This is a genomic window from Motilimonas eburnea (assembly GCF_021295345.1).
Taxonomy (GTDB): Bacteria; Pseudomonadota; Gammaproteobacteria; order Enterobacterales; family CBDFNC01; genus Motilimonas; species Motilimonas eburnea.
Genome location: NZ_JAIMJB010000014.1, coordinates 119282 through 136126 on the forward strand (window position 1 = coordinate 119282; position 16845 = coordinate 136126).

General features: G+C 47.6%; 13 protein-coding genes. 8 read left to right on the forward strand and 5 right to left on the reverse strand.

From position 1 onward, the window contains the following. Positions 1–29 precede the first annotated feature (29 nt). From K6Y21_RS14665 to K6Y21_RS14675, 3 genes are all read left to right on the forward strand, one after another. The gene (locus K6Y21_RS14665; RefSeq protein WP_233072588.1) at positions 30–383 is read left to right on the forward strand and encodes a TonB C-terminal domain-containing protein; all 354 of its coding nucleotides are present in this window, start codon (positions 30–32) and stop codon (positions 381–383) included. A gap of 497 nt (positions 384–880) precedes the next feature. Then, positions 881–2953, forward strand: coding sequence for an ATP-dependent DNA helicase RecG (recG, locus tag K6Y21_RS14670; RefSeq protein ID WP_233072589.1), 2073 nt, complete (start codon positions 881–883; stop codon positions 2951–2953). A gap of 100 nt (positions 2954–3053) precedes the next feature. Further along, positions 3054–4736, forward strand: a complete 1683-nt coding sequence (locus K6Y21_RS14675) for a YhdP family protein (protein WP_233072590.1) — start codon at positions 3054–3056, stop codon at positions 4734–4736. Positions 4737–4890: 154 nt separating this feature from the next. Here the strand turns inward: K6Y21_RS14675 and K6Y21_RS14680 are convergent, their stop codons facing one another. Then, on the reverse strand, positions 4891–5841 hold the full coding sequence (locus K6Y21_RS14680) for a bifunctional GNAT family N-acetyltransferase/hotdog fold thioesterase (protein ID WP_233072591.1): 951 nt from the start codon (positions 5839–5841) through the stop codon (positions 4891–4893). Positions 5842–6016: 175 nt separating this feature from the next. On the opposite strand from K6Y21_RS14680, the gene K6Y21_RS14685 reads away from it, so the two are divergent. The 3 genes from K6Y21_RS14685 (at position 6017) to K6Y21_RS14695 (ending at position 9473) form a co-directional block, all read left to right on the forward strand. Next, positions 6017–6670, forward strand: a complete 654-nt coding sequence (locus K6Y21_RS14685; protein WP_233072592.1) for a spermidine synthase — start codon at positions 6017–6019, stop codon at positions 6668–6670. A gap of 239 nt (positions 6671–6909) precedes the next feature. Beyond that, the gene (gene pgi / locus K6Y21_RS14690; RefSeq protein ID WP_233072593.1) at positions 6910–8559 is read left to right on the forward strand and encodes a glucose-6-phosphate isomerase; all 1650 of its coding nucleotides are present in this window, start codon (positions 6910–6912) and stop codon (positions 8557–8559) included. A gap of 206 nt (positions 8560–8765) precedes the next feature. Further along, positions 8766–9473: a substrate-binding periplasmic protein gene (locus K6Y21_RS14695; RefSeq protein WP_233072594.1), complete on the forward strand. Its 708-nt coding sequence runs from the start codon at positions 8766–8768 to the stop codon at positions 9471–9473. A 216-nt stretch (positions 9474–9689) separates the two neighbouring features. Here K6Y21_RS14695 and cysK read toward each other — a convergent pair whose 3' ends face one another. After that, entirely contained in the window at positions 9690–10658 is a 969-nt protein-coding gene (gene cysK, locus K6Y21_RS14700; RefSeq protein ID WP_233072595.1) for a cysteine synthase A, read from the reverse strand. 289 nt (positions 10659–10947) lie between these two features. Between cysK and K6Y21_RS14705 the strand changes: the two genes are divergently transcribed. Beyond that, positions 10948–11481, forward strand: a complete 534-nt coding sequence (locus K6Y21_RS14705) for an MgtC/SapB family protein (RefSeq protein ID WP_233072596.1) — start codon at positions 10948–10950, stop codon at positions 11479–11481. Positions 11482–11558: 77 nt separating this feature from the next. Continuing rightward, positions 11559–12539 (forward strand): hypothetical protein, encoded by a 981-nt coding sequence (locus K6Y21_RS14710; protein WP_233072597.1) that lies wholly within the window; start codon positions 11559–11561, stop codon positions 12537–12539. A gap of 48 nt (positions 12540–12587) precedes the next feature. Here K6Y21_RS14710 and K6Y21_RS14715 read toward each other — a convergent pair whose 3' ends face one another. The 3 genes from K6Y21_RS14715 to nirB all read right to left on the reverse strand — a co-directional run bounded on the left by K6Y21_RS14715 (position 12588) and on the right by nirB (position 16424). Beyond that, on the reverse strand, positions 12588–13400 hold the full coding sequence (locus K6Y21_RS14715; RefSeq protein ID WP_233072598.1) for a formate/nitrite transporter family protein: 813 nt from the start codon (positions 13398–13400) through the stop codon (positions 12588–12590). 115 nt (positions 13401–13515) lie between these two features. Next, complete coding sequence (gene nirD / locus K6Y21_RS14720) at positions 13516–13851, reverse strand: nitrite reductase small subunit NirD (protein ID WP_233072599.1); 336 nt, start codon at positions 13849–13851, stop codon at positions 13516–13518. Beyond that, a complete protein-coding gene (nirB, locus tag K6Y21_RS14725) occupies positions 13848–16424 on the reverse strand; it encodes a nitrite reductase large subunit NirB (RefSeq protein ID WP_233072600.1) in 2577 nt (858 codons plus the stop codon). The genes nirD and nirB overlap by 4 nt, the downstream gene beginning before the upstream one ends. Between the last annotated feature and the right edge of the window lie 421 nt (positions 16425–16845).

Here is a 16845-nt window from a genome sequence, read left to right on the forward strand (position 1 = left end):
ACGACATATCAACTTAATCAGGAGTCAAAATGACCAAACTAGGTAAGCTTTTATTGCTTTTAGGTCTAGTGATAAGCACACAAAGCGTCGCAAATACAGTTTGTGATAGCTTGGCACAATGCCAACAAGTCATTCAACAAAACCTCTACCAACATTGGAAGGCCAGGTACAACTACCCAGGTGCAACGGTGGTGTTAATGGTCAGAAACGATTTGCAAGGTAACATTGACGTGGCCATTGAAAAAAGCAGCGGTTTTGACCCATTTGATCAATCGGCAGTCGATGCAATAACGCAAAGCTTAAAGCAATTAGCCCCCCGCAACCTAAGTGAGGAGGACATGGCCAAGTTGAAAGTGTTTAAACTCAATCTCAGCGCAGAATAAAAGCCATCCGGTGTGAGGATAAGCACTTCAGCAAAAGCAAACGCCGGGTACAAAAAAGGGAGCTTAAATAAGCTCCCTTTTTTATTAGCTAATGCATAAGCGTTTGCTAACTTGTCTTACTAGAGCTCAAAAGAGCTCCATCTACACCCGCAAATATTTCAAAAATTTCAGAGGAAACAAATTATTTCCTAAACTGTGAGTTTAGATTAGCAGACACGAATAAAATTCGTCCACGGCTTTATGCTGCAATTACGTTAAGTCAACAATCCACCCCGTCAATTTCGACAAAATTTATTAAATCAACTTTACAATCAACACCTTAAAACACACAGACTCGAAACATGATACCGCTAACAAACTGCCATAAATTCACTAAAAAGCAAGATCAATAATGCCGTTAAATCAACTGATAGCGCTAACAACACGCTTTTTAATGATAATGAGTACCGAGTTCTTGTATCATCTGGTTATATTTACAGTATTGGAAGGTTAGCCCTGTGAATCTTGAAAAATTACCGCTGACAACTCTGAAGGGGGTCGGAAGCAAACTCAATGAGAAGCTCACTAAGTTAGGCCTAACTAACGTACAAGATTTATTGTTTCATTTGCCTCTACGCTATGAAGATCGTACCCATATTTACGCCATCCAAGACATGTTACCTGGGCTGCATGGGGCCATTCTTGGCGAGATAAAAAGCAGCCAAGTCAGCTTTGGCAAACGTCGCACATTAACCTGTAAAATCAGTGACGGCACGGGCAGCGTTACCTTACGTTTTTTTCATTTCAATGCCGGCCAAAAAAATGCACTCTCAACGGGCAAATGGCTCCGTTGCTTTGGTGAATTTCGCCGCGGCAAATTTGGCTATGAAATCACCCATCCTGAATACCAAGTACTCGACAGCCCAGATCAAGTAGAGTGTGAGTCAACGCTTACCCCTGTCTACCCCACTACCGAAGGGTTAAAACAAAATACGTTTCGCAATTTAACTCAACAAGCGGTGGAGCTACTAAGTCAACATGGCATCGCTGAAGTCTTACCACAGCCATTAAACCATTACGTCATCTCATTGCAGCAGGCGTTAATTTATTTACATCAGCCCCCCGTAGATGCCGAACAGAGCCTTCTTGATATGGGCGCTCACCCCGCTCAGCAGCGCTTAATTGTAGAAGAATTATTAGCCCACAATCTGAGTTTGCTGCAGCTAAGGCAAAAATCCCATCAGCATCAAGCTGCGGCTATTAAAGTGGCCGGCCCTATGGTGCAACAGCTATTAAGTGAGCTGCCCTTTACCCCGACCCAAGCGCAGCAGCGGGTGGTTAACGAAATTAGCAACGATTTAGCCCAAGCTGTCCCTATGATGCGCCTAGTTCAAGGCGATGTTGGCTCAGGCAAAACCTTAGTTGCCGCCCTTGCCGCACTGCAAGTGATTGAATCTGGTTATCAGGTCGCCCTGATGGCGCCCACCGAACTACTGGCAGAGCAACATGCGCGGGTGTTTAGCCAATGGCTTGAGCCACTGGGCATCAAGGTCGGCTGGCTGGCGGGCAAGGTCAAAGGCAAGCAACGTGAAGCCCAGCTCAGTAGTTTTGCCAGTGGCGAGTGTCAAATGATAGTGGGCACTCACGCCTTGTTTCAGGACGAAGTCACTTTTTTCAATCTGGCCTTGATGATTGTCGATGAGCAACACAGATTTGGCGTACATCAACGCCTGGCCCTGCGTGAAAAAGGCACCTTTGGCCCTTATGCGCCGCATCAGCTGATCATGACAGCGACCCCGATACCGCGTACCTTGGCCATGACGGCTTATGCCGATTTGGATACCTCTATCATAGATGAACTGCCACCGGGGCGAACGCCCGTTTCCACCGTGGCCATTCCCGATACCCGCCGTGAGCAGGTGATCGAACGTGTGCGCCAAGCTTGTCATCATGAGCAACGCCAAGCTTATTGGGTATGTACCCTGATTGAAGAATCCGAAGCCCTGCAATGCCAAGCGGCCGAAGTCACCGCCGATGAGCTGCAAACTCGACTCCCCGAATTACGCATTGGTCTAGTTCATGGCCGAATGAAGCCGGCTGAAAAGCAATATGTGATGGATCATTTTAAGGCTGGCGAATTAGATTTATTGGTGGCCACCACGGTCATCGAAGTTGGCGTCGATGTGCCTAATGCCAGTTTAATGATCATCGAAAACCCAGAGCGTCTTGGCTTAGCTCAGCTGCATCAGCTACGTGGCCGAGTTGGTCGAGGCGCGACCGCCAGCCATTGTGTATTGCTCTATCATAATCCGCTCTCGGTGACGGCAAGCAAGCGTTTAGGCGTATTACGCGAGTCCACCGACGGCTTTTATATTGCGCAAAAGGACTTGGAGATCCGCGGGCCGGGCGAGTTACTGGGTAGCAAGCAAACCGGTCTGGCCGATTTACGCATAGCTAATTTAGGCCGCGATCAGGGTTTGATCCCGCAAGTCCAGCAACTGGCTCGCCACATTATGGCGCAATATCCTGAATCAGCCCCCGCCATCGTATCGCGCTGGCTCGGGCAAAAAGAAATCTATGCGCAGGCCTAGCAAAATTGTTAGCTAGCCCTCAGCCTAGTGGCTAGGTTCACGACAACATAATGTAAACAAAGTATATTTGACGAATACCAGATAACGCAGGGGAATGATAATGAGTCCAACAGGTCGATTAGTAGTACGCTTAGGCGGCGCTTTGCTACTGACTGTTTTTGCGATCATTAGCCTCATTGTCTTGCTATTTGATGCCAATGATTACCGTGACGACATTAAACAATGGGTCAAAACCGAGCTGGGCTATGAACTCACCATCCAAAATATAGTGTGGAATGCCACCGAGCCCACCTTACTCACGGTTGAACAGCTCAAGCTCAGTTTGCCAAACCAACCCCAGACTTTAGTGTCGATACCCAAGGCTTGGCTGACGATCAGCACCAACGGCTTGTGGCAACGTGATATCACCATTGACAAACTGATCATAGAGCACCCCGAATTTTATATTAGCGACGCCTCATTCCCACCACCGCAGGGCGCCAGCCAAGCAAGCTCTCCAACTAACACGTCCAGTGAGCCTATGGCGATAAAATCCCTCACCATAGACCAGCTCAGCATTAATCACTTAAACGCTGAGCTGGCGGTGAGTTCACTGCCCCCCATCAAGGTCATGGATTTTACTCTCGACTTACATCATTTAAAGGTGATCCAGCAACGCCAGCTACTTGCCGAAGACACCGAACTCGATCTTGAATTGGCTTTAGCCAGCCTGGCAGTTCGTGATTTTGAAATTAAAGATGTGTTTGTTGCCGCTTCATTGCGTCAGCAGCAACTGGATGTGGCCAAATTAAGTGGCCAATATCGCAACGGCAAGCTGCGCAGCACCTTAGGCTTAAATATCGTCCCCCCCATTTCAATGCAGGTTGACGAGCTTTCCTTATCGGATCTGAATATTGAATATAACCAAGCCTTACTCGACAACTTTGCGGCCATCAATCCCACCGAGACAACACCTGCTTCGGCCGATGACACTCAATCCAGCCCGCTGCAAAACCTCAAGATAAAAACCATCTTGGTCGATGATGTCAGCTTTACCAGTTATGAGCCCGATTTGCCCCTCACCTTTAACAAGCTAGATATCGAGTTAAAAAATGTGCCCTTATTAAGTGCAGGACATTGGCTTGACTTAAGCCAAGTCGAACAGCTTGATAGCTTATTTAATTTAACCGCGCGCGAACTCTATTATGCGGGGACGAGCATCAGTGACTTAGTGATTAAAAGCCGAGTACAGGGAGCGAAATGGGACTTTTACCAGGTCAAAGGCAACAGCTTTAATGGCCATTTTTCTGCGCTATTTGATTTGAGTTTGCAGCGCTATCCCGATATCCATATCACCCACTTTACCGCGCGTGATCTTGATATCGGTATTCAACCCCAATGGCTAGCTTCGAGCGAAGCAAACGACACTGAGCCTAAGTTATTGCCCATTAATGATTTAACCTTAGATAAACTGGATTTGTACAACCTGAACTTGCTGTCTTACGCTGATACCTTGCCCTTGTCGGTGCGCGGCGTTAGCCTGCATTTAACCCAAGCCCAGTTGGTAAAAGGCCGTAGCCCTTTGAGTGTGCCGCCGGCCTGGTCGCAAGGGGCGGAATTGGAATTAACCATCAATGAAACCCTCTATCAGGGCATGAAGGCTGACAGACTAAAGATAAAAGGAAGGCTGAATGAAGACTTTCTCAATCCAGCGACCTTACAGCGGCTGGTTCCTACTACGCCCGTGATTGTTGAAGGGGTGACTATAGAACAGCCTGAGGCAAGTGTGATCCGGTTGGATTAGTTTTGAATGCCCATTGCACCCTTATGGAACTGTCATTCTGTGGGCGCTCTGTTCTGTTCTGTTCTGTTCTGTGGGAGCTGCAGTCATGCAGCGATATATTCACAGATAAACTCAAAGACCTATCGCCCCATGATTGGCGCTGCCAAAAATCAGTTTAATCCGTCACCACGGCAAACTGCGCGCCTAAATTCTCATGCTGATGGCGTTCGGCTTTTGGCAAAATAATAAACAAACCTTCAAATTCGGCGGCATTTTGTTCGCCACTGATGATGCAAACCGTCATCTTCACTTTGACTTTACAGCCTTTCTTCAGCCCCTCAAAGCTGCCATCGATATTGTCTTTCAAGATCACCGCCCTTGGCAGTTCAGTCACCGGCTGACGGTAGGCAATTTCCCCTTTGGCCACCACAATTTCACCGTCAAAGCCTTGCTCTTTCATTTTCAGCCAACATAAGCCCCAAGCCGTTAACGTGGCTTGGCTGTAGATACTGCCAGCAAACATGGCATGCTTGGTATTCACATTGGCGTGTAAACTGGCACGGGTTTCAAAGCGCTCGCCCGTGTATTGATACACGCTAATGCCCATTTTTTCGCTGATGGGAATTTGCTCTGCCCACACGCGCTCTAACTCCAAACATAACTCGGGCGTGCGTAATAAACTTTTGGCCGGGGCCAACTGCTTGATCATTTGTAACAGCTGGGTGCCTTCCATCCGATGAGGCTCACGCTGAGCGGCGTGATAACCGTGATTTTCAAAGAAGGGGATGGCTTTAATGCGCGACAATAGCACGATACGCTTTGCCCCCGCATCACGGGCGGCCTGCTCTAATGATTTGAGAAGCAATGATCCGATCCCTTTACCACGATGATTGGGCTCAACCGCCATGTAGCGAATTTGCGCCTCATCGGCATCGGTGACATAAACTCGACCGACGGCCAGCGGCTGACCATCTTTATCTTGGATCATACGATGCAGAGCATGAGGGTCGTAGCCATCCTGCTCAGAGCCTTTTGGTAACTGCAGTGGCGCATTCAAAATAGACCAACGAAAATGAAAGTAATTTTCTAGCTCTGCCGCTGTGGTCGGTTCAAAAATATGATACAAGCTGGATCTCCTCTTCGACCCATCTATATTGCCTAGCCTGAGCGCAATATTCAATCCTCTCACCAAGCAAATTTTGTGGCCTAGAGCCTGATAAAAACAGCAATAAATTTAAATTTAAAAACAATAGGTTATACTAAATCCATCCCACTTACCTAAGTTAGTAAGAAGACGTAAGATGTTATCAGACCAACAGCTCATCAATCGACTCACTCAAGCTCAAGTGAAACACTTAGTACATCAAGATGGGCAGCAGTGGGTATTATTTGAAGATCAAGAGTACTTTTGGCTTACCCTAAACACGGTTGTGCAAAGCATTATGGCCAAGGCCGCCCCTGCACAACTTATTTTTAATTATCACCGCCAATTGGTTAAGCATTTGCCCAAGCAATTCAACAGCATGATAGAGCTTGGCTTGGGCGGCGGCAGCTTGATCCGCTATTTATTGCAACAAAACTCGCGGCTCGACTACACCTGCGTTGAACTTAGCCCTTTAGCCATAGACTGGTTTTCGCAGTACTTTAATCCCGCAGGTCACCCGATAAACTTGATTCAAGGCGATGCCGCAACGCAGTTGGCGCAATTACCCAGCGCAGAGGTGCTGTTGTGCGATCTATTCAGTGACTTTGGCAGCCCGGCTTGCTTGTTTGAGCTCGATTTTCACCGCCTGTGCCAAACCAAGTTCACTCACACCATGATCATCAACTTATTACCGAGAACCATGGAAGAGTTGAGCCAAGTGGTGCGTTTATGCCAACAAGTGGGGATAGCCCCAAGCCAGGTGATCAAGTTAGAAAACATGCGTAACCACCTTATCATTCTACAAAAATAAGCTTGATACCCTTTGTTACAAAGCCAGACTTAATCCAAACAGCTTGTTTAGGTATAGTGCGAACTGGATCATGGTTTTGTATCAAAACAAAGGCAAAATAGCAGACACATGGCTCGGGTATCCTCCCAGCCATGAACTTTGGGCTAAGATATTTTTACCATTTTGTCATAATTATTTATTACTATTTTTATAAGTGACTATTATTTCTTTATTTTTCCATTTATTTAGGTAACCCATTTATGCTTAACACCGTTAACCCAACCACGACTGCAGCTTGGCAACAGTTACAAGCACATTTTGATCAAAGTAACATCGACTTAGCCACATTATTCCAGCAAAACCCACAGCGTTTTGCTCAGCTTTCTTGCCAGTTTAATGATGAGTTACTGCTTGATTACTCAAAGAATTTAGTCACAGAAGAAACCCTAACCTTGCTTAATAAACTGGCTAATGAAGTGGATTTACAAAGCGCAATCCAAGCCATGTTTAACGGGGACAAAATTAACCAAACCGAAAACCGTGCGGTATTACATATTGCGCTGCGTAACCGCAGCAACCGCCCTATTTTGGTTGATGGTCAAGACGTGATGCCGGGCATCAATCAAGTGCTGGCCAAGATGAAAGCCTTCTGCCACAAGATCCATTCCGGCGAGTGGTTGGGTTACACCGGCAAGCGCATCACAGATATCGTTAATATCGGTATAGGCGGCTCGGACTTAGGCCCTTACATGGTGACCGAAGCCCTTAAGGCGTATAAGGTTGAAGGCATCAATGCGCATTTTGTGTCTAATGTGGACGGCACTCACATCACCGAAACCTTAAAGCAAGTTGATCCTGAAACCACGCTATTTTTGATAGCGTCGAAAACCTTTACCACCCAAGAAACCATGACCAACGCCCACAGCGCGCGCGATTGGTTCTTGGCGGCAGCAAAACAGCCTGAGTTTGTGGCTAAGCATTTTGCCGCCCTTTCAACGAACGCCAAATCCGTTGCCGAGTTTGGCATCGACACCGACAACATGTTTGAATTTTGGGACTGGGTTGGCGGCCGATACTCCCTATGGTCGGCCATCGGCTTATCGATTGCCCTAACCATAGGCTATGACAACTTTGAGCAGTTGCTTGATGGCGCTCATCAAATGGATCAGCACTTTTTAACCGCGGATTTTGAGCAAAACATACCGGTGATCTTAGCCTTACTGGGTGTTTGGTATAACAACTTCTATGGCGCTGATTCCGAAGCAATTTTACCTTACGATCAATATATGCACCGTTTTGCCGCTTACTTCCAGCAAGGCAATATGGAGTCGAACGGTAAAAACTGTGACCGCAGCGGTCAGGGCGTTGATTATCAAACCGGCCCTATCATTTGGGGCGAACCGGGCACCAACGGCCAGCACGCGTTTTATCAATTGATCCACCAAGGCACTAAACTGATCCCATGTGACTTTATTGCCCCCGCCCAAAGCCACAACCCAGCGGGCGATCATCACCCTAAACTGCTGTCGAACTTCTTTGCCCAAACCGAAGCCTTGGCCTTTGGAAAAAGCCAGCAACAAGTGGAAGCTGAATTTATCAGCGCAGGAAAATCATTAGACGACGTGAAACACCTAGTCCCCTTTAAGGTATTTGAAGGTAACAAACCAACCAACTCTATCTTGGTTAAGAAAATCACGCCAAGCGTGCTCGGTCAGCTCATTGCCATGTATGAGCACAAGATCTTTGCCCAAGGTGTGATCTGGAATATCTTCAGCTTTGACCAATGGGGCGTTGAGCTAGGTAAACAGCTCGCCAACCAAATCTTGCCTGAGCTGCAAGACAACACCCCCGTTGCTAGCCATGATGCGTCAACCAATGGCTTGATCAATCAATTTAAGGCGTGGCGTTAAGTTTTCCCTTTATTTCAGCTCGCAGACCAGTACAGCTTGCAAACCAAGCCGTGCTGGTCTGAAATCCAACCAAGGTCAAGATAACCATAAACCACTATTGTTAATCATGTTAACGATAAGTTAGAGTAATTATTGTTCGCGCAATGATCGGAGTTATCTTGAAATACCATACCGCTATAACCCGTTTGCTTAACCTATGTATATCAATGGCTTTAGCCTTAACCTTGATAGGTGTCGCACAGGCAAATTCAGCACCGCCGAGCATTCAATTTTATTCTGAACACTTTCCCCCTTTTACTATCGACGATCATGGCGATATTCACGGCGAAGCCGTCGATCTGGTTAGAAAGATGATGTTGCTCCTTAACCACCCCGACACCATCAAGGTGAAACCTTGGGCACGCGCTTATAAACGCGCGTTACGTGATCCCAACTCAGCCATTTTTTTAATTGCAAGAACACCAGAGCGAGAAAATAACTTCAAATGGGTTGGCCCGTTAATGCAAGATCGCATTTCGCTTTGCCAGCACAAAAATGACCAAAATCAGTATGATGATATCAATCAATTAGCACTAGACAGCAAAATTGCCCTACCACGAGGTTACCCTGAGCAAGCCGTTTTGACTGAAATGGGATTTAATCAGCTGCGTTTAACCAACAACCCAACCAGCGCCATCAATATGTTGTTAAAACAAAGGGTATCGTTAATCAGTTGCAGCCCCAAGGCGCTATGGGATTTGTTGATGCAAAACGCCACACCCACCGATGAGATCCAAGTCACCGGCATCGATCTTTATCACGTCGATCTCTACATCGCCTTTCATCATCAAACTTCAGACGCCACAATTAAACAGTGGCAACAGGCACTTGAGCAGGTAAAAGCCAGCTCCGAATATATTGAATTAAATGACTGAGCTGAACTTTGCATAAGCAGTATCAAAATTAATCGCTGCATGACTGCAGCTCCCACAAAATTGCAGCTACCACAAGCAGTCCCACAGAGGTCGGCCTAACCGCATGGTAATAGCCGTGGGAGGCAAGCTTGGGCAGCCCTTGCTCGGTGAAGAATTAAGGCGAAAAAAAACCGCGTTAGGTTGCCCATAACGCGGTTTATTAACGAGTCTTATGCCTTATTGCACAAGATCTTGCTCGTCAAAGATGCCTTCAAATAGCGCACTGCTTAGGTAACGCTCACCTGAACTAGGCAGGATGACCACGATAACCTTATCTTTAAACTCATCTAACTCGGCTAGACGAGATGCTGCGACCACAGCAGCACCCGAAGAAATACCCGCTAGAATGCCTTCTTCTTTCATTAAACGACGCGCCATTTCAATTGACTCGTCATTGCCAACTTTCTCAACTCGGTCAATCACGCGCAGATCTAAGTTTTTAGGAATAAAGCCAGCGCCGATACCTTGGATCTTATGTGGGCCCGGTTTCACATCTTCGCCCGCTAAAGTTTGACTGATCACTGGCGAATCTTCTGGCTCAACGGCCACTGAAACAATGTCTTTACCACGTTGCTGCTTGATGTAACGGCTCACCCCTGTGATGGTACCGCCGGTGCCGACACCAGCGACAAATACATCGATTTCACCTTGGGTTGCATCCCAGATTTCTGGGCCCGTCGTCATGGTATGGATAGCCGGGTTAGCAGGGTTTTCAAATTGCTGCAGTAACACGTATTTATCTGGATCACTGGCAGCTATTTCATTGGCCTTATCAATCGCGCCCTTCATGCCTTTGGCTGCTTCCGTTAATACTAGGTTGGCACCTAAAGCTTTTAGCAACTTACGACGCTCTAAACTCATTGAGCTAGGCATGGTTAGGGTTAGCTTGTAACCACGAGACGCAGCAACAAACGCAAGGGCAATACCGGTATTACCACTGGTTGGCTCAATCAGCTCTTGGCCTTCTTTGAGTTTCCCTTTTTGCTCCGCGTCCCAAATCATGTTGGCACCGATACGACATTTAACGGTAAAACTAGGGTTACGGCTTTCCACCTTGGCGTAAACGCGGCCCTTAGTGACGCGGTTTAAACGCACTAAAGGAGTATTGCCTATCGTTAAAGAATTATCGTCAAACAACTTACTCATCACATTTTCCTAATGTTGTTAAATGCGTATCCGAACTACGCTAAATTTACTTATCTCTTTATATCAGAAAACCTTAGTTTTACTAATTTTATATTCTAATATCTTATAACCAACACACTCAGTAGCCTCATGGATACTCGCCTAAGGCCAAGCGTCAGCTCAGTCTAAAATATTGCATTTCAACCGCAAAATATTTCAGCAAGTAAATGCTTGCTAGCGCGCATTATTAGTCCCATATTGCCGCTTTTATTTTAGCGAAATTGCGTTTGCGTTGTCGCAAGGAGAAGTCATGTTTAACCCTTACCCATTTGACTGGTATGGCATAGGCTATTGCGTACTATGCGCAGCCTTAATCGGCTTTGAACGCCAATATCGGGGGAAACCTGTGGGTATCCGCACCGCTTGCTTGATCGTATTGGGTACCTATAGCTTTTTAAAAATCGGTATTTCTCTATCACCCCATTCCTTAGACCAAGCTCGGATCTACGGCCAAATTATTACCGGCGTTGGCTTTTTAGGCGCAGGCGTAATGATGTCACGGGATGGCCAAGTGATGGGAGTGACCTCGGCAGCCAGTATTTGGATGCTCGCCGCCATCGGCCTAATGATAGGGGTTGGCTATCATCAGCTTGCCTTGCTATTAACCTGTTTGGTCTTACTGATCTTAGTCGGCGTGGATCTATTAGAGCACAGTTTTAAATTTATGCGCCAAGGTGTGCATTCGCACTTTTATCGTCGCACCCGTAAACGCATTAAAGCAAAACATAAATCAAGCCTTAACACTCCGGCTAACTCAGACGCAAATCCCCTAGAGCGCCCTTAAATCTATCAACTTGTGCAGTTGTGCGCCTGTGCCCAGCTGCGCTAAGCTTAGCGCTTCTGTATTGATGAGTGAACTCCATGACTAGCTTTCCCGATTTAGGCGCTTTTGCCGCTGCTTACCCAACATTAACCGGCACCGCTCTGGCTTTAGCCCACCAAGTTTGCCAACAAAGCGATGCTGAGATTCGCTTTTTTAATAAGCAATTAAACCAGCACAAGCTCGCCCCACAAGGCTGGAAAATTGAGCTGAACGCGGCCAGCGCGACCCCATGGCAGCATCAAATCAGTCAGGCCGACACAGCTAATCACTATCAACTTCATAATAGCCAAACCCTAGCCGCCAGCGCATTATCGGTGGCGTTTGAGCTGGCTTATCTCGACCAATGCGCTAAGTCGCAAAAAATTGCTAAATCTAAACTAGGCAAGGATGAAACTAGCCTAACGTGCTGGTTTGCCAACCTCGACCAAGTGGATCTAGAGCAAGCAAAAGAGAGCAGCATGACCCTAGCGCTGGACACCGCCTTATTGGTGTATTTTCATCAGGTATCCCAAGTCATGTTTGGCCATACCGCCTTGGCTGAGCCCAGTTTAGCCGAGCGCCGCGCCTTAATTACCGACGCCGATTTTAACGCCGGCACCATGTTCTGTTTATGGCTCGATTACCACCAAACAGCCACTCGGATCCCAGCCGATGCAAGCCAAGCCGTGCAACGCTTAATCAATGCCGCCTATTTACTGGGCGTGCTGGATAAAGCCCAAAGCAACAACAAAAACGCCCTGCACTTTGCCAGCAATCGGGTCAACTGTTTTGTCAGCGGCGCGGTTAGCGCACTACACGAAATGGACAAGGGTAAACAATTTGCCAGTGAAGAAGACGAGCTACAGCTACAAATCAGCGAGCTCAGCCAGTGGATTGAAGCCGCCCTTAGGGATTCAAGCCTAACCGATGCCGTAGGCAGTGAATCCGATATAGAGCGAGACGAAGAAAAACTACAGGGCGAAACGGCGAGCATCCGCGCAGAGCTAAAAGCTGGACCTTTGGTTAAGCTGGCGTTTTAATGACACAAAAAAGGGGCCGCTTGGCCCCTTCATTCTAGCTATTTAAGCTTAAGCTACTTCACGCGCTGGCTGAGTACGACCGTGAGTGATGTAAAGGGTTAAGCCAGTAAATACTAGGCCGCCCACTAGGTTACCTAAGGTTACTGGGATTTGGTTCCACACTAACCAATCAACAACGGTGAACTCTGCGCCTAGCATCATACCTAATGGGAATAGGTACATGTTGACCACGGCGTGTTCAAATACCAAGCCAAAGAAGATAAAGATAGGGAACCACATCGCCAGCACTTTACCGCTCACTGATTTTGACACCATGGCGCCCACTACGCCTAGACACACCATCCAGTTACATAAAATGCCTTTCACGAATACGGTGATCCAGCCATTCACACCATGCTCAGCAAAGCCTAAGGTGCGAGACGTTGATGCCTTGATAAACGCCTGACCGACCGCGCCCGGATCCGTACTAAAGTTCATGGTAAAGGTTAATGCCACCAAAAAGGCAATGCCCACGGCGCCGATTAAGTTACCTAAGGCCACCAGCAGCCAGTTACGCAATATGCCCGCCTTGTCGACGCCCTTACGCTTTTCAAATAAGGCTAACGGCGCTAGCGCGAACACACCCGTTAATAGGTCAAAGCCCATTAAGTTTAAAATCACAAAGCCCACAGGGAACACTAAAGCACCGGCAATCGGCACGCCCGTTTGCACTGCGGTGGTGATGGCAACCGCTACCGCGATAGCAAGAATGGCACCGGCCATCATGCCGCGAATAAGGGTGTCTCGGGTCGACATCAATACTTTGGTTTGGCCGGCATCGACCATGGTTTGTACGACTTCTGCAGGTTTTACATACGACATAAATTCGTCCTTGTGCTTAAAGTTAAAAAAATTAGATTTAAAATTGAATTGTGAAATGCCCTTGCTGCAGCGCTAAGCGCAGCAAGGTGCACTGTGGCAATGCAATTTCAACGGATTAAAGCTGAACTTCAACCTGCCCCTTATTCACACGCGCCTGATAAGCTTCAACCGCAACCGCTTCATTTTCTAAACAGCGACCCGTTTGTAGGTTGAACCTTTGTTTCTTCAAGGGTGACGCCACCCAAAGCTCATCTTGATGCTGACAAATAATGCCGCGCGATAACACATTGGCTTGAGCAAAGGGATCCATATTGTCGATGGCAAACACTTGCTCATCTTCGGCTGGCCTAAAGATGGCCACTTGGCGTCCCTTCACTAGCGCGCAGACACCGGTCGCTGGGGTAATTTGTGCTAAGTCGCATACCGCAACCCAAGTTGGCTTGTTACTCATGCTGTCACCTCCTCTTGTTTCGCTTGGCTATTTGCATCTAAATCAATGTGATAGGTCGGTACCTTTTCACTGATAAAGGCGGGACGCTTTTGACCGCGCTCAGGCACAAACTGCACATTGTCATCACCTTGGTCAGAGTTGATAAAGTGAGCAAAGCGCACTAGCTGTTCTTTTTCTGACAAGGTTTGCGCCCATTCACATTGATAGCTGTCGATCAGGCCTTGCATGTCTTGCTCAAGTTGTTGATTGATTTCCAACTTGTCGTTGACGATGACATCGCGCAGGTAATCAATGCCGCCTTCAAGGTTGTTTAACCAAACCGAGGTACGGGTTAATTTGTCTGCGGTGCGAATGTAGAACATGATGAAACGGTCAACATAGTGCAGTAACGTCTCTTGATCTAAATCGGCTGCCAGTAGCACGGCATGTTGCGGCTTCATCCCCCCGTTACCACAGACGTACATGTTCCAGCCTGCGTCGGTGGCGATAATGCCCAAATCCTTACCTTGTGCTTCGGCGCATTCACGGGTACAGCCCGACACACCAAACTTCATCTTGTGCGGGGTGCGAATGCCCTTATAGCGATTTTCTAGCAAGGCACCTAAGCCGACACTGTCTTGCACGCCAAAGCGACACCAAGTGCTGCCAACACAGGTTTTCACCATGCGCAGGGCTTTGGCGTAGGCTTGGCCCGTTTCAAAACCGGCATCCAGTAAGCGTTGCCAAATATTCGGTAAATCTTCTTTACGCGCACCAAATAAACCGATGCGCTGGGCACCTGTTACCTTGGTGTATAACTCATAGTCTTGCGCCACTTGGGCTAACACGCCTAATGCTTGCGGCGTCACTTCACCGGCCGCCATACGCGGGATCACCGAGTAAGTACCGTCTTTTTGCATGTTGCCAAGGAAGATATCGTTGGTGTCTTGCAAACCATTGTGCTCAGGCGACAACACGTATTCATTCCAACATGATGCCAATAATGAGCCCACGGTGGGTTTACACACTTCACAGCCATAACCCTTGCCGTATTTCTCAAGTAGCTCGGCAAAGGTCTTAATGCGCTCAACCTTGATCAAGTGGAACAGCTCTTGGCGTGAGTATTCAAAGTGTTCACACAAGTGGTTATTCACTTCGATACCTTGTTTTGCTAGCTCGGCATTAAGCACTTGCGAGATAAGCGGTACACAACCGCCACAGCCAGTGCCGGCCTTGGTTTCTTGCTTGATTTCGGCCAAGGTGGTGTAGCCTTGTGCTACCGCTGCCGCCACATCGCCTTTGGTGACATCAAAACACGAACACACTTGCGCCGTTTCTGGCAAGGCATCTGCGCCTAATTTAGCGCCGCCATCACCGCCACGAGCGGGTAGAATCAAGCTATCAGGGTGCTCTGGCAGTTCGATATCGTTGAGTTTGTATTGCAGTAAGTTGCTGTAATCAGACGCATCGCCCACCAGCACAGCGCCGAGTAAGTGCTTGCCGTCTTGAGAAACGATAATGCGTTTGTATAAGTCTTGGCTTTCATCGCTGTAAACATAGCTACGACAACCCGGCGTGCGGCCATTGGCATCACCGATACTGCCCACATCAACGCCCAAGAGTTTAAGCTTGGCGCTCATGTCCGCGCCTAAAAAGGCATTGCTATTGCCCAATAAGGTATCGGCCGTGACTTGCGCCATTTTGTAGCCGGGCGCCACTAGGCCAAAGAACTGCTCTTGCCACGATGCACATTCACCGATGGCAAACACATCGGGATCGGAGGTGACACATTGATCATCAATGACAATACCGCCGCGTCTGCCTGTGGCTAAACCACATTGTTTGGCTAGCTTGTCTTGCGGGCGAATACCGGTACTGAATACCACAAAATCCACCTCTAACGCAGTGCCATCAGCAAAGGTTAAGGTATTGCGAGCGTGTTCACCTTGCGGCTTGATTTCAAGGGTGTTCTTGCTGGTGTGTACCTGCACACCTAAGCTCTCAATTTTGCGGCGCAGCATTTTGCCGCCTTGCTCATCAAGTTGCTCCGCCATTAATACTGGCGCAAATTCGATAACATGGGTTTCAACACCCAGGGCTTTTAATGCACCAGCCGCTTCTAAGCCAAGCAATCCACCGCCAATAACAACCCCGCTTTTACTGCGACGCGCACAGGCTTCAATGGCTTTAAGATCTTCGATGGTGCGATAGACAAAACAGTCTTTACTCTCGTTGCCCTTGATTGGCGGTACAAACGGAAAAGAGCCCGTTGCCATAATCAGTTTATCGTAATAAACCGCACGCCCGGTTTGGGTGTGAATGACTTTTTCGGCGCGGTTAATGGTAATAGCTCGCTCACCAATCAGCACATTGACTTTATGCTTCTCGTAGTAGCCTTCTTTAACCAGCGACAATTCTTCAGCAGTATGGTGAGAAAAGTAAGAGGATAAATGCACCCGATCGTAAGCCACTCGTGGCTCTTCACATAACACGGTGATATCAAATTGGGATTGCGGGGATTTGTCGATAAGCTCTTCAATAACACGGTGGCCTACCATGCCATTACCGATAATTGCCAGTCTCATTTTGTCCATTGCTGCCTCAGTATTTTGTACTTATGGCGGCAATGTAAAAGCTATCAAATATAGCCAATTGATATAAATCAACTGGCTATTTAAAGGCAAAATAAACATCTCTTAAGGGGTAGGTAGAATGTTAATAAAAGCGGGTAGATGTTAAATTTAATAACAAAACCATCCTGCTTGTGAGGGGACTTGTCTTCTGTGGGGCCCAGTCATTTGTGGGAACCCCAGTCATTTGTGGGAGCCCCAGTCATTTGTGGGAGCCCCAGTAATGGGGCGATTGGAATTTATCGCTGCATGACTGCAGCTCCTTGTATGTTGTAACCAAACATATTTACTATTGAACCAGTTCCGGGGAAGCCGCCCGCTCCTTGAAGCAGAATCCGTTCTGACTTCGTCTGTAGAGGGGCTCCCCACCTCATTGTTCAGCTCG